The organism is Geobacillus sp. PK12 (genome assembly GCF_004123125.1).
In the GTDB taxonomy this organism is placed as follows: Bacteria; Bacillota; Bacilli; order Bacillales; family Anoxybacillaceae; genus Geobacillus; species Geobacillus zalihae.
In genome coordinates this window covers 1-15,928 of sequence record NZ_SDKL01000035.1, presented here as the reverse complement: position 1 = coordinate 15,928, position 15,928 = coordinate 1, and the positions used below count along the sequence as shown (strand labels likewise).

Sequence of the window (15,928 nt, the reverse complement as noted above, 5' to 3'; positions counted from 1 at the left end):
CATCATGGGGGAAACGTTGAATGACAAGAGAAACAGAGCGATTTCCAGCGCGCGAGTTTCAGCGCGATTTGCTTGACTGGTTCGCCCGCGAGCGCCGCGACTTGCCGTGGCGGAAAGACCGCGACCCATACAAAGTATGGGTGTCGGAAGTGATGCTGCAGCAAACGCGCGTCGAGACGGTCATTCCGTATTTTGAACAGTTTATCGATCGGTTTCCGACGCTGGAGGCGCTTGCTGACGCTGATGAGGACGAGGTGCTGAAGGCGTGGGAAGGGCTCGGCTATTACTCGCGCGTGCGCCATTTGCACGCGGCGGTGAAAGAAGTGAAAACGCGCTATGGAGGCAAAGTGCCGGACGATCCAGATGAATTTTCTAGGCTGAAAGGAGTCGGACCGTATACGGTCGGGGCGGTGTTGAGCCTCGCTTATGGCGTCCCGGAGCCGGCTGTTGACGGCAACGTAATGCGTGTCTTGTCGCGTCTGTTTCTCGTGACAGACGATATTGCCAAACCGTCGACGAGAAAACGATTTGAACAAATCGTCCGCGAAATTATGGCGTACGAAAACCCGGGAGCGTTTAACGAGGCGCTGATTGAGCTTGGCGCTCTTGTTTGCACACCGCGCCGCCCGTCGTGCCTTCTTTGTCCCGTGCAAGCCTACTGCCAAGCGTTCGCCGAAGGGGTGGCGGAAGAGCTGCCGGTGAAAATGAAAAAAACAGCGGTCAAACAAGTGCCGCTTGCGGTAGCGGTGCTGGCCGATGATGAAGGCCGCGTTCTCATTCGCAAGCGCGACAGCACCGGTTTGCTTGCGAACTTATGGGAGTTCCCCAGCTGCGAAACGGACGGCGCAGATGGAAAAGAGAAGCTCGAGCAAATGGTTGGGGAGCAATACGGTTTGCAAGTGGAGCTTACAGAACCGATCGTTTCGTTTGAGCATGCGTTTTCCCATTTAGTCTGGCAGTTGACCGTGTTTCCCGGCCGTTTGGTTCATGGCGGACCGGTCGAGGAGCCTTACCGGCTTGCGCCGGAAGACGAGTTGAAGGCGTACGCCTTTCCGGTGTCCCATCAACGTGTTTGGCGCGAATATAAAGAATGGGCGGGCGGAGTACGCCGCCCCGATTAATCAGGCACCGGCATCGTGCCGTGTGTATACGTTGCTTCACGGCGCCCAAGGCCGCCGCGCGCTTCGATTTCCTCGATGATTTCGCGGTGAATCGTCTGCCCTTCAACGTTTAAATATGGAGCGATTTGTTGGAACGAATGATGAAAATAAGCGAGTTCGTCATCGGTCCATTCCGTTTTCGGAATCATCGACAGCTCCGTCATATCGCGGCCGACGTACATAGGCAGCCCCTCCCTCATCTATGGAATTCGGCTATATTATATGTATAAGGAGTGAAAAACATGAGCGGAAAAGTAGCAGTGGTCACCGGCAGCAGCCGCGGCATTGGCAAAGCGATCGCTTTGCGGCTGGCCAAGGAAGGATATGATATTGTCGTCAATTACGCCCGCAACAAAACAGCCGCCGAAGAAACGGCGCACGAAATTGAAGGGCTCGGGAGAAAAGCGCTCGTCGTCAAGGCGAACGTCGGCGACGTTGAGAAAATTCACGCCATGTTTGCCCAAATCGATGAGGTGTTCGGGCGGGTCGACGTGCTCGTGAACAACGCCGCATCCGGCGTCTTGCGCCCGGCGATGGAATTGGAAGAAACGCATTGGAACTGGACGATGAATATCAACAGCAAAGCGCTTTTGTTTTGCGCCCAGGAAGCGGCCAAAAGAATGGAGCGGGTCGGCGGCGGGAAAATTGTGAGCATCAGCTCGCTCGGGTCGATCCGCTATTTGGAAAACTATACGGCGGTCGGCGTCTCGAAGGCCGCGCTTGAAGCGCTGACCCGCTACTTGGCTGTCGAGCTGGCGCCGAAAAACATCGCCGTCAACGCCGTCTCCGGCGGGGCGGTCGATACCGATGCGCTGAAGCACTTCCCGAACCGTGAAGAGCTGCTCGCCGACGCGGCTGCGAACACGCCGGCTGGCCGCCCGGTCAAACCCGATGATATCGTCAACGCGGTTTTGTTTTTGCTCTCGGATGCAGCCGAGATGATTCGCGGGCAGACGATCATTGTCGATGGTGGAAGATCTTTACTTTTGTGATGTCAGCGGATAGAACGATCACCCCCGGGGTATAGTAAAGCACGTGGAGGTGAGAACAATGGCCAAACAACCGAACAAAACAGCAGCTGGCACAAACATTCAAGAAGTAAGACAACAAAATGCCCAATCGGCTCAAGCCGCTCAAGCTGGCCAATTTGCGACGGAATTTGCGGCTGAGACGAATGTGCAACACGTAAAACAACAAAATGCGCAAGCGGAAGCCCGCAAAGCGCAAAATGTCAATCAATAACCAACGATCATCCACGGCTGACGCCTGGCGGTTGTGACGACGGCGTATGTTGCTGCAAGAGCGCAGGCGATAGGCCGAAGATGGAAGGCAAAAGCAGGGGCGGCGCGCCTCTGCTTTTTTTTGTCGACAAAAGCTGTCATCTCTTTACAAGATTAGTGAAAGGGATTTGTGGGTGCGGACGCGAAATGATGAAAGGAAATCACACGGCAAAGGGGAAGGGAGAACGGAATGGCGATGGAGCACGCATGGACGAATGTAGGCGACGAGGCGCTGTTTTTGCAACAGGAGATGGAGCGTTGCGAGGAGATCACCCGCCAGTTGGATGAACTTGAACGTGAAGCGCCGACCGCCGCCTTGCGCGAGGAAGTGCGGCAAATGAAACGGGAGGTGGAAGCCATCCGTCGCGCATTTTTAGGGCAGATGGCATCCGGTGTCTGACGGACAGGATGCGTCCTTGAGCCAACGCGCCAGTTGCCTTTTCCTCAGTAAGGCGGCCTGCTTTTCTTTCCTTTTGCAAAAGGAACAGGGTATAATATAACGAAGAAGCTCCCATCGGAAAGTAGGGAAGAATGATGCCAGCTTACCCTCGGGAAGGGAAAATCATTCAAATCCATAGCTACAAACATAATGGGACGATTCACCGGATTTGGCAGGAAACGGTCGTATTAAAAGGGACGCCATCGTATGTGATCGGCGGCAATAACAAAACACTCGTCATGGAAGCGGACGGCCGGACGTGGGTGACGCGCGAACCGGCGATTTGTTTTTTTCATGCTAAGCATTGGTTTAACATTATCGCCATGATTCGTGAGGACGGGGTGTACTACTATTGCAATTTAAGCTCGCCGTTCGTTTGGGATGAAGAAGCGCTGAAGTACATCGATTATGATTTGGATATTAAAGTGTTTCCCGATATGACGTACATGCTGCTGGATGAAGATGAGTATGAGCGGCATCGCCGCGAAATGCACTATCCCGATGTGATCGACCGCATTTTAAAAAACAACGTTCAAAAACTGATCGGCTGGATTAAGGAGCGGAAAGGGCCGTTTGCGCCCGAGTTTATCGACAAATGGTACGGAGTGTTTCAGGCGTACCAAACGTAAATAGCGGCATGAAAAAAGCCTGTTCGGCATCGCTGGCAGGTTTTTTCTGCTTTTTTGTCGAAAGAGGCGCGCATGAGGAACTGATGGAAAAGGGAGGAAGCTATTATCATTTGTTGACGATCCAGCAGTTGCAGTAGTAAGCAAAAATATTAAGAAAATGTTGTCTGATGCCAAAGACTTCTTGACCCAAGCACCGTGGACGATGATTTTCCTTGGATTGGCGATCATGCTGACGGTGCTTGGCTTTAACTTAATGGGCGACGGGCTGCGCGACGCGCTTGACCCGCGGATGAAAAATTGAGAGAGGCGACCTGCTAGGAGCGGCCGCCTGCCGACTTTTCGAGCTGTTTGGCCAATTCGTCATCGTAATGGTAATGGTGAAAACTATCAATTAACTTGTCTAAATGCTCAAGCCGGTCTCCATAATCAATGATGGCGCCGAGTAACGAAAATAGGCGGTAATCGGAAGGTGGCTGCCCGTCGGCGTAAATCATGGAAGCGAGCCGCCCCCGTTCGCGATCGATGCCTTCTGCCCACATGTGATGGGGAAGCGGCTTTGCTTGATGGACAAACTTCAGCAACATTTGCTCGTGATACCCAACCAGGCTGCCAAGGTGCAGGCAGATGGCATGGCGAAACGGGTCGGACAGGCGGCCCAACTCATTCTCAAGGCGGTGGAGCCATTTTAATACGGACAGCGCCCGGTCGGCTGAGGCGATCATTTGCCGGTACAGCACAAGCTTGCGCGACTTTTGGAAGCGTTGGCGTCGAAAATAGGTGCGTTCTTCTTTATACATTAAATACAAGTGCTCCAGTTTCGTCATTTCCTCGTGCAACGTTTCGATCTCGTCCTTTAAGTGATGATGATCGGCCGCCTGCTGTTGACAAAGGCGAATCCATTTCAAAATCGCTTCCGTCTCATCGCGAATTTTTTCGTACAATTTCTTTTCATACTTTGGCGGCAAGAAAATCAAGTTGACAAGAAAGGCGGCGAAAATGCCGAACATAATCGTTAAAAAGCGGATGGCCGCAAATTCGATAAATTGGCGGTCCGTGTATTCCATAATGGCAATGACGGTGACAAGCGCCACGGAAATTGTCGACGATTCAAGGCGCATTTTTAGGCAAAGAGCGATCACAACCATGAGCGTCAAGCCGACGACCAGCGGGTCGCGGCCGAGGATAAGAACCGCCGCAATCGCGAACAAGGCGCCGATCACGTTCGCCTGCACTTGTTCGATGAGTGACAAATATGAGCGATAAATGGTTGGCTGCATGGCAAATACAGCGGAAATGCCGGCGAACACCGGTGACGGAAAGTGAAAGAGCGCCGCCAAAAACAAGGCGAGCGCCACCGCGATCCCCGTTTTGAAAATGCGGGCACCGAGCTTCATCTATGGAAACCTCTCCTTTTCCATTTTCGTAGACCATTCAGTACTATACACACTTTTAGATATGAGTGCAAGGAAAAAAATATAACGCCCTGCCGAAATCAGCAGGGCGTGAAGGATCAAAAGGCGATCGGAGCATGTGCATCGCGCCGATTGGAGAGGCGGATTGCCATCTCTTGGAGGAAATGGTCGCCATTCAGCCATTGGGTTCGCCCCGTTGTGGAACGGATGAGCGCCAGCGGCTGGCCGGGAGCGAGCGGTTCAGCATGGCCGCCCTGCGGACGAGAGGCGATGAATACACGGGAGGAATCATCCGTTTTCCAAAGCGCTCCGGCTGTTCCGGCGACCCATACGGCTTCTTGTTCGAAGCTGGCGGCCAAACATGCCGGCAGCTGTCCGATAGACGGCAAGCTGTGTCGTTTGGCCGCGTCGGGCCAAAAGGCAGCTCCGGCTGCCTCGAGCAGGCTGTAACCGTGGTCGTAAATGAGCGTTTCCACAGCGCCAACAGACATTTCCCCGCAATGGACAAGCATGCCGGCTGAACCGAGCCGCTGATGGCAAAAGAAAGACTCCGCCCCATTGGCATAGGCGAACGAAGCGGCTGAGGCGAAAAACGGATGGGATACATCCGGTTCGCGCAACAAATCAGCCAGTGTATATGCTTGATAGATCACATGAGTGTGGCCGAGCGAAGCAACGCGGACGTGCGGCTCGCGTTCCATAGCGGCCGTCAGTCGAAACAAGCGGTCTGATAACGAAAATACATCGCCTGGCAGCATGGCGATTTGCCAAAACAAGGCGCTTTCATCTGCGGATGGCCGGATGGTTTCGAACAGAAGAATGAAGCCAAACTGTTTGCACAATTGACGAAGGTGCGCCCGAACCCGCTCAGCGTCAGCGGAAGGCGCAATGTGTATATGACCGACGGTGAAATAGCTGTTTGTTGCAATTTCCGGATTTTGCCCAGTATTCGCGAGTTTTTCCATCCATAGTTTGCGCGGGATGTCCAGCTGAATCGCAGCGTTTCCTTTTGCGCTCCATTGGGCAAGCGCCTGAAGGACAGCTTGGACATGTTCGTTGGTCGGGATGTTCCGCTTTTCCACGGCCGCCAACAACAGGGCGCCGCGCTGGTTCGCTTCGTTTGCCAAACGATATGTACGTTGCTCCATGTATACTTAGGCGCGGTCGGGAGGGCGTTCTCCCCTCGGCGCCGGTCACCTCCTCCACTGCTTGCTGGATGAAAAATGCGAGTCTTAATTTTCAGAATTTGGTGCTTATCATACCATGCAGGCAGATGGAAATCAATGACCCTTTCCCGTTCTCCTGCGTTGTTCACAAAATTGTCAACAAATGCAGTGAAAACAAAACAGCGCCTGCCTGACGCGGGCGCTGTTCAGCGAGGGTGATAGAGGCGCAAGCGCTTATAGCTGCCGGAACGCCTTGCCGACCGCGTCGATCGTGTAGGCGATGTCGTCTTCCGTATGGGCGAGGGTGATAAACCATGCTTCGTATTTCGACGGCGCGAGATTGATCCCTTGTTTGAGCATGAGCTTGAAAAATTTCGCAAACAACTCGCCGTCGCTGCGCTGGGCTTGCTTGTAGTTTTCCACTTTTTCGTCAGTGAAGAAGACGGTGAGCGCGCCTTTTAAGCGGTTGACGGTCACCGGCAGGCCGCATTGGCGAGCATGGGCAAGGATGCCTTCTTCCAGCATTGCTCCCAATCGGTCGAGATGCTCATAGACGCCCTCTTGTTTCAACACTTCAAGGCAGGCGATGCCAGCGAGCATCGACGCCGGGTTGCCGGCCATCGTCCCGGCCTGGTACGCTGGTCCGAGCGGAGCGACTTGTTCCATAATGTCTTGGCGTCCACCGTACGCCCCGATCGGCAAGCCTCCGCCGATGATTTTCCCCATCGCCGTCAAGTCGGGCTCCACACCGAGCAAGTTTTGCGCTCCGCCGTACATAAAGCGGAAGGCGGTGATCACTTCGTCGTAAATGACGAGCGCCCCTTCCTTGTGGGCAATCTCATTGATCGCTTCTAAAAAGCCCGGTTTTGGCAGGACGATGCCGAAGTTGCCGACGATCGGCTCGACGAGGACCGCTGCGACTTGCTCGCCCCAAACGTTCATCGCTTCGCGGAACGATTCGACATCGTTGTATGGCACGGTAATGACTTCTTGGGCGATGCTCGGCGGCACGCCGGCTGAGTCCGGCGTCCCCAACGTCGATGGCCCCGAGCCGGCGGCGACGAGCACAAGGTCCGAATGGCCATGGTAGCAGCCTTCGAATTTGACGATTTTGCTTCGTCCGGTGTAGGCGCGGGCGACGCGGATCGTGGTCATCACCGCCTCTGTTCCCGAGTTGACAAACCGCACTTTCTCGAGCGACGGGATCGCCTCTTTTAACATTTTGGCAAACGTGATCTCATGCGGCGTTGGCGTGCCGTACAACACACCGGTCTCGGCGGCGCGGCGGATGGCTTCCGCGATGTGTGGATGGGCGTGCCCGGCGATGATCGGTCCGTAGGCGGCCAAGTAGTCGATGTACTTGTTTCCATCCACATCCCAAAAGTAGGCTCCTTGCGCCCGCTCCATCACGACTGGCGCACCGCCGCCGACCGCTTTGTATGAGCGGGACGGGCTGTTCACTCCACCAACAATGTGCTGGAGCGCTTCTTCATATAATTGTTCTGATTTGGTCCACTGCATTGTTTGATCCTCCTGTTTCCGCTGACTGCCTCTTTATATAGTAAACCGAGAAGACTCAAACTTCAATGCTATAGGTGTAAAGCGGGAGACGGATCGGTTTCTCCCATCATTGACGTGCCGATTCGAAAAAATCCGACAGGAAATCGTTTGTTTCCGTATGGGCGGAACTGACATCCAACTGTTGCCGACGGTCGATCGGTGAGTGGGCATTGATTTAGGACAAAAGCATTTTGCCGTTCTTTCCAAATCGGCGGCGGCGCCTAACGCAATGGCGTCAACAGACTGGAAAACAAAAAAGATGAAAATGGCGGCGATTCATGTATAATGCAACATAGGGAGAAGGGCGCAAGCTGCCTTTTTCATTTGACGCCAAGGAGAGGTCAGGAGGAGAACGATGAACGCGATTGAAGTAGAACATTTGCGCAAAGAATTTAAAGTGCACAAAAGCCGCTCCGGCCTTGTCGGAGCGTTTCGCGATTTATGGACGCGCCGTTATACGCTCGTTCGAGCGGTTGATGACATTTCGTTTGCTGTTAAGCAAGGGGAAATCGTCGGCTATATCGGCGAAAACGGCGCCGGCAAATCGACGACGATCAAAATGTTGACCGGCATTTTAACGCCAACGTCTGGGCGCGTTGTCGTCAACGGGATGAATCCGCATAAAGAACGGGAAAAATTCGTGCGCACGATCGGCGTCGTGTTCGGCCAGCGTTCGCAATTATGGTGGGACATCGCTGTTCAAGAGTCGTTCCGGCTGTTGAAAAAAGTGTACTGCGTCTCGGACGAGCAATATCGCCGCCATATGGCCGAGGTGATTGACATGCTTGAGATCGGCCCGCTGCTTGATAAGCCGGTGCGCAAGCTGTCGCTTGGCCAGCGGATGCGCTGTGAGCTTGCCGCCGCGCTCATTCACAACCCGCCGCTATTGTTTTTGGATGAACCGACGATCGGCCTTGATGTGCTTGTCAAACTCAACATCCGCCAGTTTTTAAAGCAATTGAATGAACGGTATGGCACGACGATCCTGCTGACGACGCACGACATGTCAGACATTGAAGCGCTTTGCGAGCGGGTCATTATGCTCGATGAAGGGAAAATCATTTACGACGGGTCGCTTGAGCGCCTGAAAGAAAGATGGGGGCAAGGAAAACGGGTCGCCTTTACGTTCGCCGAAGCGGTGACGGCCGCTTTTTTGCAGCAGTTGACTGAAGGATTGGAGGTTGTTTGGAAAAAAGGTGAACAGCCAAACGTTTGGGTCTCGCACGTCCCATCAGGAGGCGTTCCGGAAGTTGTCAGTCGCGTCGCTGCCCGTTGTGCACTGCAAGACATCCGCATTCATGAAGTGCCGACGGAGGAGATCATCCGCAATATTTATGAGGAAGGTGCGGTTCATGGGTAAGTATGTCGAAATGGTCCGCATCCGCTTTTTAATGATGCTCGCCTACCGGACAAACTATTACACTGGCATTTTGATTTACGCCATTAACATCGCAGCGTATTACTTCCTTTGGTCGGCTATTTATGGCGGCAAATCATCGATGCAAGGGATGTCGCTTGGGCAAATGACGACGTATGTCGCCATTTCCTGGCTGGCGCGGGCGTTTTATTTTAACAACCTTGACCGTGAAATCGCCATGGAAATCCGCGATGGAAAAGTAGCGATTGAACTGATCCGCCCGTACAGCTATTTAGGGATGAAAGCTGTGCAAGGGCTTGGCGAAGGGTTGTTTCGCCTTTTCTTTTTATCGCTGCCTGGGCTTTTTTTCGTATCGCTTTTTTTGCCGCTTCAGTTTCCGGGACACGCCAAAACGTGGCTCGCTTTTGGCTTGTCGCTTCTATTCAGCTTTATCATTTTTTCGGAGCTGAACTTGCTTGCGGGGGTTGTGACGTTTTTTACGTTCCGAAATGAAGGGTTGCTTAGGGCGAAGCGGTTTATTATCGATCTATTTTCCGGTCTTATTTTGCCTTTGTCGTTTTACCCGGATTGGGCGCAGCAGCTCATGGCGTATATGCCATTTCAAGCCATTAGCTATATTCCAAGCATGATCATTACGGAAAGCTTCCAAGGCGCCGCTGTAAGCGATGGATTGTTCACGCAGGCGGCGTGGTGCGTGCTGTTATTGTTTCCGATCGCGCTGCTATGGCGGGTGGCGAAAAAGCGGCTTGTTGTGCAAGGGGGGTAGACATTGTTTTACGTATCTGTTTTTTTTCAATATATGGCCCAGTACATGAAGACAAAATTGCAATACCGCACTGATTTGCTCATTGAATGGTTGTCCGACTTAATGGCGCAGGCGGTGAACTTAGTGTTCTTGCTTGTCGTGTTCGGCCATACGACGCTGCTTCACGGCTGGTCGCGCGATGAGATTTTGTTTATTTACGGTTTTTTTCTTGTTCCATATGCCGTATTTGGCGCCTTTTTTAACCTTTGGGATTTTAATGAACGATATATTGTGCAGGGGGAAATGGATCGCGTGTTGACGCGCCCGCTAAACAGCCTGTTTCAAATTGTTTTGGAGCGGATGGAGCTCGAATCGTTGCTTGGCGCTGTGCCCGGGCTGATCATTATGCTGTATGCCGGCAGCCGCTTGTCTCTTTCATTTCATTGGTATGATGTCTTCGTGTTTATTTTGTTTGTCATTGGCGGTGCATTGATTTATGCCGGCATTTTCATTTCACTGGCGACGATCAGTTTTTTTGCCGACGCCCGCACCTCCATCATGCCGATGATGTACAACATCAGCAGCTATGGCCGCTACCCGATCGATATTTATCATCGCGTCATCCGCTATATTTTAACGTGGGTGCTGCCGTTTGCCTTTGTCGGCGTTTATCCAGCTGCTTATTTTCTTGATAAAAAGGAATGGTACAGTTATGCCTTTTTCACCCCAGTGGTCGGCATGGTTTGCTTCACCGTTTCGGTCATGCTTTGGAACGCCGGGGTGAGACGATATCGCGGGACGGGGAGCTAGGCGCCCCGCCCGTTTTTGTTCATTTGCCATCAAAATGACAAACAATGGTCAAGCAATCGACACAACCTTGTCTGTATCGTTAGCATGTTGTGGCGTAAAATAAAATGTGAATATATTCACAAAAAGGAAGAAGAGGTGAATAGTGATGAAAAACGGGAGAGGAAATCGGGTAGCGGTCGTCGGCACCGGGTTTGTCGGCGCCAGTTATGCGTTTGCCTTAATGAATCAAGGGATTGCCGATGAGATCGTGCTCATCGATGCAAATGAAAACAAGGCTGAGGGCGATGCGATGGACTTCAACCATGGGAAAGTATTTGCGCCGAAGCCGGCTGACATTTGGCACGGCGATTACGATGATTGCCGCGATGCCGATTTGGTTGTCATTTGCGCCGGCGCCAACCAAAAACCGGGCGAGACGCGGCTTGATCTTGTGGACAAAAACATTGCCATTTTCCGCTCGATCGTTGAGTCGGTCATGGCATCCGGATTTCAAGGACTGTTTCTCGTCGCCACCAATCCGGTCGACATTTTAACGTACGCGACGTGGAAATTCAGCGGCCTGCCGCAAGAGCGAGTAATCGGATCGGGCACGATTTTGGACACGGCGCGGTTCCGCTTCTTGTTGGGCGACTATTTCGCCGTCGCCCCGACGAACGTGCACGCCTATATTATCGGCGAACATGGCGACACTGAACTCCCGGTCTGGAGCCAGGCTGATATCGGCGGCGTGCCGATCCGCAAGCTGGTCGAGTCCAAAGGGGAAGAAGCGCAAAAAGAGCTCGAGCGCATTTTTGTCAATGTGCGCGATGCCGCCTACCAAATTATTGAGAAAAAAGGAGCGACGTACTACGGGATTGCTATGGGGCTTGCCCGCGTGACGCGCGCCATTTTGCATCATGAAAATGCCATTTTGACCGTTTCCGCTTACTTGGACGGCCCATACGGCGAACGCGATGTCTACATCGGTGTGCCTGCTGTGATCAACCGAAATGGCATCCGCGAAGTGATTGAAATTGAACTTGACGAGGAGGAGAAAAAATGGTTCCACCGTAGTGCTGCGACGTTAAAAGGTGTATTGGCGCGCTATTTTGCGCAGTAAAGCGCAACGATTGGCTTCATCTGACGGGACGCTGGCTTGTCAAATGGGTCGGGCGATCCGGTGGAATACAGGAGTGCTGCCGATTCAAGCAGGGTGCGGAGGGTCATGCGGTATAATCGCCCGGTTGTCCGCGTATATATGAACGACGGACCAAAATGGGGGGAACGTGATGGATTACGCCTTCCTTGGCATTGTTGCCGCCGTACTGCTCGGCAGCATCACCTCGCTTTGGACAGTGCGCGTGCAAGCGACGCATCGCATGTCACTCGATAGCTTATGGGTTCTCGTCCAATGGTATTTAACGATGTTGCTCGGTTTTGCCATGATTTATATGATTTTGCAAGTAAACGGCCATGCCGTGTTTACCCCATCCCCAAATAGCGCATCGAAAGATCGTTTGTCGCTGCTTGAAGACAGCTTGTATTTGAGTGGCATGACGCTTTTGTCGGTCGGATACGGAGACGTTACTCCAATTGGCGTCGGGCGGTGGATCGCCATTGCCGAAGCGCTGCTCGGCTACATTATGCCTGCTGTCATCGTGACGCGCACCGTGTTTGACTGGGATCATCGCTGATATGAATTGCAATTTCCCCTCGTCTTCGCTACGCTAAAAGAAAACGAAGAAGACGGAGGGAACGACATGACGATTGCCATTGGCCAGCCAGCTCCAGATTTCACCTTGCCGGCAAGCAATGGGAAAATGGTTTCGCTGTCTGATTTTCGCGGCCGGTATGTGGTGCTTTACTTTTATCCAAAAGACATGACCCCGGGGTGCACAGCCGAAGCGTGCGACTTTCGCGATCGCCATGCGCAGTTCGCTGAGTTGAACGCCGTCATTTTAGGAGTGAGCACCGACCCAATGAAGCGGCATGAAGCGTTTATCGAAAAATACGAGTTGCCGTTTTTGCTTCTTTCCGATGAGCAGCATAAAGTGGCTGAGCTGTACGGGGTATGGAAGAAAAAGAAAAATTTCGGCAAAGAATATATGGGCATTGAGCGCTCGACGTTCATCATTGCTCCTGACGGAACATTGGCCAAAGAATGGCGCGGAGTGAAAGTGAAGGGGCATGTCGATGAGGCGCTGGCGGAAGTTGCCCGACTAGCGTCATCTAGGTAAGCGTCCAGACAATGTACATCGTTTTGCGTATGATACATAGTAACCTCCTCAAATGAATGACATCAGAGGCGGAAACAATTTCCGCCTCCTTTTTTTGTTAAAACGGCGTCTGAGCCCATATATTAATGGCATCTATATTGACAAATGGCATGTATTCTTTGTAGACTAATTATAAATATTATAAAGTGATAATTTTTTTCGTCTTTGAACAGAGAGTGAGGTGCATGACGGTGTCTGACAACGAGCAACTGAAGGAAGCGCTTGACATGTTGAAAAAGACAGGCATACGCATTACGCCGCAGCGTCATGCGATATTGGAGTATTTGATCAGCTCGATGTCCCATCCGACGGCTGATGAAATATACAAAGCGCTCGAAGGGAAATTCCCGAATATGAGCGTAGCCACCGTCTACAATAACTTGCGCGTCTTTAAGGAAATCGGGCTTGTCAAAGAGCTGACGTACGGCGATTCGTCCAGCCGGTTTGACTTCGTCACTTCCAATCATTATCACGTCATCTGTGAAGAGTGCGGCAAAATTGTCGATTTCCACTATCCAGCGCTTGATGAAGTCGAGCAGCTTGCCGCTCACGTCACCGGCTTTAAGGTCGACCATCATCGCATGGAAGTGTACGGAGTCTGCCCTGACTGTCAAAAAAGCGGGGCGCCGGCGCATTCGCATTAAAAAGCTGATAGCACAAGGCGGCTATCAGCTTTTTCTTTTTTTGTTGTACTTTTCGTCAAACTCTTTTCCTTCCAGTTCGCGGTCTAACGTCAACGGTTCACGGCAAAACATGCATAAATCGACGCGTCCGAGCATTTTTGTCACTTTGCCGCACGACGGGCAAACAACTTGGACGGCTCTCGTCGAGAGTGTGCCGATCCAAAAATATACAATGCCACTGGCGACAAGAAACAACATCCCAAACAACATAAACAACGTCATGATGACCGGGGACGTACGAAAAAACAGCCCAAGATACATGACAATGACACCGATAAAAATCAAGCTTAAGGCGAAAGTGCGAATTTTGTTGATTTTGCTCGAATATTTGATGCTCATCACAGTCCCTCCTACATAGACCACTATACCATAAAACGGGGTCCCATCGCGAAGAAGAAATCAACAAAATCGACGTTTTAAAGAAAGGAATTCCTCTTTTTTTGTCGAATAACGAATGACGGCAACAAACGACAGCTTCATGGATGCAAGCATTCTGGTCTTTCTGAAATGAAACAGGCGTTGACAGCATTGTTTGAACATCTGCACAAACGCAATGTGATGATTGATGACGGTGGAAGGGAGGAAAAAACGTTGCAGAAAAAACATCCGGCTCAAAATAGGAACGTATGGTTGTCTGTCAATCGATATGTTGGGATATCTGAGGGATTTGTCCGCCCGGATATCGCGGCCGGCTTTCTGCAACAGACGCGAGGTATGAAAGAATTGCTGCATCCCATCTGTCACGAATGGGCAAACCGCTGCAACACGCACGGAATTTTAATGATTGAAAAAACGGCTTGCCATGCAGCAACAACGGATACGTTTGATGTCGTGCTGCTCGTCATTGTCGACCCGCAAAGCGAGCCTATGCTTCTCAGACAGTATTCACTAAACGAGAAAAAGGCGGTGCTTTATGCAGTCAGTGAACGGCAGTTAAATGAATGGCTTGTTCTCGGGTCACATCGAAAGGCGGTCGACTGGGTGTTCAACGGAAAGGTCGTGTTTGACCGAAACGGCTATGTTCAGCAGTTGCGCCAGCGCCTTGAGCAATTCCCGCCTAAAGAACGGCGATTGAAAATGGGACTCGAGTTTGCCAAACTGATCCGCCGCTATACAGATGGCAAGGCGCTGTTTGCCGCCAAGCATTGGCTCGACTCATACAACCATATGGTGCAAGCCCTCCATCATTTGGCGCGATTGACCGTGATCGAGCACGGACTTTACCCGGAAGTGACCGTATGGAATCAAGTCAAGCGAATGGATGGAAGGATTTATAAACTGTATGAAGAACTCGTCGGAAGTGAAGAACCGCTTCCGAAACGGCTGGAACTTTTGTTGCTGGCCAGTGAATTTTTGATTCATTCTTACGTAGAATCAGGTTCCTCTCATTTATGCGAAGCGCTGAAAGAAAAAAATGGTACTTGGAGCATTGAGGAAATGACCGGTCATCCGCAGTTTGCGCCTTACTCGGTTGATCTTGTCATCATGCTTGAGTATCTTGTCGAAAGGAAAGTGCTAACCGTCGTGGAAATGCCGACAAAAGGAAATACAATGTTCGAACGGTATTACACATTGCAAAAAAAGAATTTTGACGGTCCCCTTCCGCTGATCCTAAAAAGTGGAAGGGACCGGTGAGAGGATGGATGCTATTAGGAATTTCATTGTGTTTATACAAATGTCAGTTGCCAAGATCATTGAAGGAAGGAGGCAACCCGGCCGAAAAAAGCTCTTGACTTCCTTGTCGAACGATGATATATTTTAAATCGCTGCCGCGGCGGGAAAATGTTGCCGAGCGGTATGAATAAAAGGCTGTTGACAACGAACAATAAAAATGCTATGATGTAAGGGCTGCTTTAGGAAGCGGAAAACACATTTGCGTTTGAGGGAGTCCAGAGGAATTGGATTCCTCGACGCAAGACTGCAACGAAGCAAGTTCAAGAAGAGGTCTCGTTCCTTGAAAACTGAACGAAACGAAGCGCAACGAAAAGCGGAGGTCCGATATTTCGCCTAACAGCAGCCCGCGTCCTGCGGGCAACGGCGAAATATCGCCATCCTGGCGATCGCGACGGGCAAATGCTCTTCACCCTTAGGGGTGCTTGCACCCCGAGGGGGGTATTTGACCCCGAGCGGCGGCGGACCGAAGCTGGACAATTCGAAAAGCGGAGGCCGCTTGCCTATCGGCGAAACGCGCTGAGAGGCCCGCGAGCGGGCTTAGCCCGCCAAAGCGGGACACGAAGCGTCGCAAGCCGATAGCGGCCGAAGCTGGACAATGCGAAAAGCCAATCAACTTTCTTTGGAGAGTTTGATCCTGGCTCAGGACGAACGCTGGCGGCGTGCCTAATACATGTAAGTCGAGCGGACCGAACGGGAGCTTGCTCTGGTTTGGTCAGCGGCGGACGGGTGAGTAACAC

General features: G+C 51.9%; 18 protein-coding genes, 1 rRNA gene and 1 pseudogene. 15 read left to right on the top strand and 5 right to left on the bottom strand.

The window, feature by feature from the left end; all coding sequences use genetic code 11:
• Nucleotides 1-20: 20 nt before the first annotated feature.
• Nucleotides 21-1,121 (top strand): A/G-specific adenine glycosylase, encoded by a 1,101-nt coding sequence (mutY, locus tag ETR37_RS12395; protein ID WP_015373971.1) that lies wholly within the window; start codon nt 21-23, stop codon nt 1,119-1,121.
• On the opposite strand, the gene ETR37_RS12390 is transcribed toward mutY, so the two are convergent.
• Entirely contained in the window at nt 1,118-1,342 is a 225-nt protein-coding gene (locus tag ETR37_RS12390; RefSeq protein WP_011229968.1) for a hypothetical protein, read from the bottom strand. The two genes, mutY and ETR37_RS12390, sit on opposite strands and share 4 nt — an antisense overlap.
• Nucleotides 1,343-1,402: 60 nt before the next feature.
• Here ETR37_RS12390 and fabL point away from each other — a divergent pair, with 60 nt between their 5' ends.
• From fabL to ETR37_RS12365, 5 genes and pseudogenes are all read left to right on the top strand, one after another.
• On the top strand, nt 1,403-2,152 hold the full coding sequence (gene fabL / locus ETR37_RS12385; protein WP_015373972.1) for an enoyl-[acyl-carrier-protein] reductase FabL: 750 nt from the start codon (nt 1,403-1,405) through the stop codon (nt 2,150-2,152).
• Between the two features lie 58 nt (nt 2,153-2,210).
• Complete coding sequence (locus ETR37_RS12380; protein WP_011229970.1) at nt 2,211-2,402, top strand: gamma-type small acid-soluble spore protein; 192 nt, start codon at nt 2,211-2,213, stop codon at nt 2,400-2,402.
• Between the two features lie 228 nt (nt 2,403-2,630).
• A complete protein-coding gene (locus ETR37_RS12375; protein ID WP_013146311.1) occupies nt 2,631-2,840 on the top strand; it encodes a YgaB family protein in 210 nt (69 codons plus the stop codon).
• A gap of 134 nt (nt 2,841-2,974) precedes the next feature.
• Nucleotides 2,975-3,508: a nucleoside tri-diphosphate phosphatase gene (gene ntdP / locus ETR37_RS12370; protein WP_013146310.1), complete on the top strand. Its 534-nt coding sequence runs from the start codon at nt 2,975-2,977 to the stop codon at nt 3,506-3,508.
• Between the two features lie 154 nt (nt 3,509-3,662).
• A pseudogene (locus tag ETR37_RS12365) lies at nt 3,663-3,809 on the top strand (ABC transporter permease); the annotation flags it as partial.
• Nucleotides 3,810-3,822: 13 nt separating this feature from the next.
• Here ETR37_RS12365 and ETR37_RS12360 read toward each other — a convergent pair.
• The 3 genes from ETR37_RS12360 to ETR37_RS12350 form a co-directional block, all read right to left on the bottom strand.
• Nucleotides 3,823-4,902 (bottom strand): FUSC family protein, encoded by a 1,080-nt coding sequence (locus ETR37_RS12360; RefSeq protein WP_060788701.1) that lies wholly within the window; start codon nt 4,900-4,902, stop codon nt 3,823-3,825.
• A 116-nt stretch (nt 4,903-5,018) separates the two neighbouring features.
• Nucleotides 5,019-6,047 (bottom strand): hypothetical protein, encoded by a 1,029-nt coding sequence (locus ETR37_RS12355; protein WP_015373975.1) that lies wholly within the window; start codon nt 6,045-6,047, stop codon nt 5,019-5,021.
• Nucleotides 6,048-6,320: 273 nt separating this feature from the next.
• On the bottom strand, nt 6,321-7,607 hold the full coding sequence (locus tag ETR37_RS12350) for a glutamate-1-semialdehyde 2,1-aminomutase (RefSeq protein WP_013146305.1): 1,287 nt from the start codon (nt 7,605-7,607) through the stop codon (nt 6,321-6,323).
• Nucleotides 7,608-8,001: 394 nt separating this feature from the next.
• On the opposite strand from ETR37_RS12350, the gene ETR37_RS12345 reads away from it, so the two are divergent.
• From ETR37_RS12345 to perR, 7 genes are all read left to right on the top strand, one after another.
• The gene (locus tag ETR37_RS12345) at nt 8,002-9,006 is read left to right on the top strand and encodes an ABC transporter ATP-binding protein (RefSeq protein WP_081133086.1); all 1,005 of its coding nucleotides are present in this window, start codon (nt 8,002-8,004) and stop codon (nt 9,004-9,006) included.
• Nucleotides 8,999-9,790 carry an ABC transporter permease gene (locus ETR37_RS12340; protein WP_015373977.1) on the top strand — a complete coding sequence of 264 codons (792 nt, stop codon included), beginning with the start codon at nt 8,999-9,001 and terminating at the stop codon, nt 9,788-9,790. Before ETR37_RS12345 ends, ETR37_RS12340 begins: the two co-directional genes overlap by 8 nt.
• 3 nt (nt 9,791-9,793) lie before the next feature.
• A complete protein-coding gene (locus tag ETR37_RS12335; protein ID WP_013146302.1) occupies nt 9,794-10,579 on the top strand; it encodes an ABC transporter permease in 786 nt (261 codons plus the stop codon).
• A gap of 145 nt (nt 10,580-10,724) precedes the next feature.
• Nucleotides 10,725-11,678 carry an L-lactate dehydrogenase gene (locus ETR37_RS12330; RefSeq protein WP_011229979.1) on the top strand — a complete coding sequence of 318 codons (954 nt, stop codon included), beginning with the start codon at nt 10,725-10,727 and terminating at the stop codon, nt 11,676-11,678.
• A gap of 169 nt (nt 11,679-11,847) precedes the next feature.
• On the top strand, nt 11,848-12,252 hold the full coding sequence (locus ETR37_RS12325) for a potassium channel family protein (protein ID WP_013522997.1): 405 nt from the start codon (nt 11,848-11,850) through the stop codon (nt 12,250-12,252).
• 66 nt (nt 12,253-12,318) lie between these two features.
• Entirely contained in the window at nt 12,319-12,795 is a 477-nt protein-coding gene (bcp, locus tag ETR37_RS12320; protein ID WP_129447327.1) for a thioredoxin-dependent thiol peroxidase, read from the top strand.
• 224 nt (nt 12,796-13,019) lie between these two features.
• Nucleotides 13,020-13,478, top strand: coding sequence for a peroxide-responsive transcriptional repressor PerR (perR, locus tag ETR37_RS12315; RefSeq protein ID WP_020279379.1), 459 nt, complete (start codon nt 13,020-13,022; stop codon nt 13,476-13,478).
• Nucleotides 13,479-13,502: 24 nt separating this feature from the next.
• On the opposite strand, the gene ETR37_RS12310 is transcribed toward perR, so the two are convergent.
• A complete protein-coding gene (locus tag ETR37_RS12310; protein ID WP_011229983.1) occupies nt 13,503-13,856 on the bottom strand; it encodes a YgzB family protein in 354 nt (117 codons plus the stop codon).
• A gap of 375 nt (nt 13,857-14,231) precedes the next feature.
• Here ETR37_RS12310 and ETR37_RS12305 point away from each other — a divergent pair, with 375 nt between their 5' ends.
• Nucleotides 14,232-15,152 (top strand): nucleotidyltransferase-like protein, encoded by a 921-nt coding sequence (locus ETR37_RS12305; RefSeq protein WP_051049827.1) that lies wholly within the window; start codon nt 14,232-14,234, stop codon nt 15,150-15,152.
• Nucleotides 15,153-15,807: 655 nt separating this feature from the next.
• Nucleotides 15,808-15,928: ribosomal RNA gene (locus tag ETR37_RS12300) — 16S ribosomal RNA — on the top strand; the annotation flags it as partial.

Excerpts from the sequence above, each read along its gene's own strand:
- bcp (WP_129447327.1), top strand. The coding sequence starts at position 12,319 with ATGACGATTGCCATTGGCCAGCCAGCTCCAGATTTCACCTTGCCGGCA.
- ETR37_RS12375 (WP_013146311.1), top strand. The coding sequence starts at position 2,631 with ATGGCGATGGAGCACGCATGGACGAATGTAGGCGACGAGGCGCTGTTT.
- ETR37_RS12325 (WP_013522997.1), top strand. The coding sequence starts at position 11,848 with ATGGATTACGCCTTCCTTGGCATTGTTGCCGCCGTACTGCTCGGCAGC.
- ETR37_RS12345 (WP_081133086.1), top strand. The coding sequence starts at position 8,002 with ATGAACGCGATTGAAGTAGAACATTTGCGCAAAGAATTTAAAGTGCAC.
- ETR37_RS12390 (WP_011229968.1), bottom strand. The coding sequence starts at position 1,342 with ATGTACGTCGGCCGCGATATGACGGAGCTGTCGATGATTCCGAAAACG.
- ETR37_RS12305 (WP_051049827.1), top strand. The coding sequence starts at position 14,232 with ATGAAAGAATTGCTGCATCCCATCTGTCACGAATGGGCAAACCGCTGC.
- ntdP (WP_013146310.1), top strand. The coding sequence starts at position 2,975 with ATGCCAGCTTACCCTCGGGAAGGGAAAATCATTCAAATCCATAGCTAC.
- ETR37_RS12380 (WP_011229970.1), top strand. The coding sequence starts at position 2,211 with ATGGCCAAACAACCGAACAAAACAGCAGCTGGCACAAACATTCAAGAA.
- ETR37_RS12360 (WP_060788701.1), bottom strand. The coding sequence starts at position 4,902 with ATGAAGCTCGGTGCCCGCATTTTCAAAACGGGGATCGCGGTGGCGCTC.
- ETR37_RS12340 (WP_015373977.1), top strand. The coding sequence starts at position 8,999 with ATGGGTAAGTATGTCGAAATGGTCCGCATCCGCTTTTTAATGATGCTC.
- perR (WP_020279379.1), top strand. The coding sequence starts at position 13,020 with ATGACGGTGTCTGACAACGAGCAACTGAAGGAAGCGCTTGACATGTTG.
- mutY (WP_015373971.1), top strand. The coding sequence starts at position 21 with ATGACAAGAGAAACAGAGCGATTTCCAGCGCGCGAGTTTCAGCGCGAT.
- ETR37_RS12310 (WP_011229983.1), bottom strand. The coding sequence starts at position 13,856 with ATGAGCATCAAATATTCGAGCAAAATCAACAAAATTCGCACTTTCGCC.
- fabL (WP_015373972.1), top strand. The coding sequence starts at position 1,403 with ATGAGCGGAAAAGTAGCAGTGGTCACCGGCAGCAGCCGCGGCATTGGC.
- ETR37_RS12330 (WP_011229979.1), top strand. The coding sequence starts at position 10,725 with ATGAAAAACGGGAGAGGAAATCGGGTAGCGGTCGTCGGCACCGGGTTT.
- ETR37_RS12350 (WP_013146305.1), bottom strand. The coding sequence starts at position 7,607 with ATGCAGTGGACCAAATCAGAACAATTATATGAAGAAGCGCTCCAGCAC.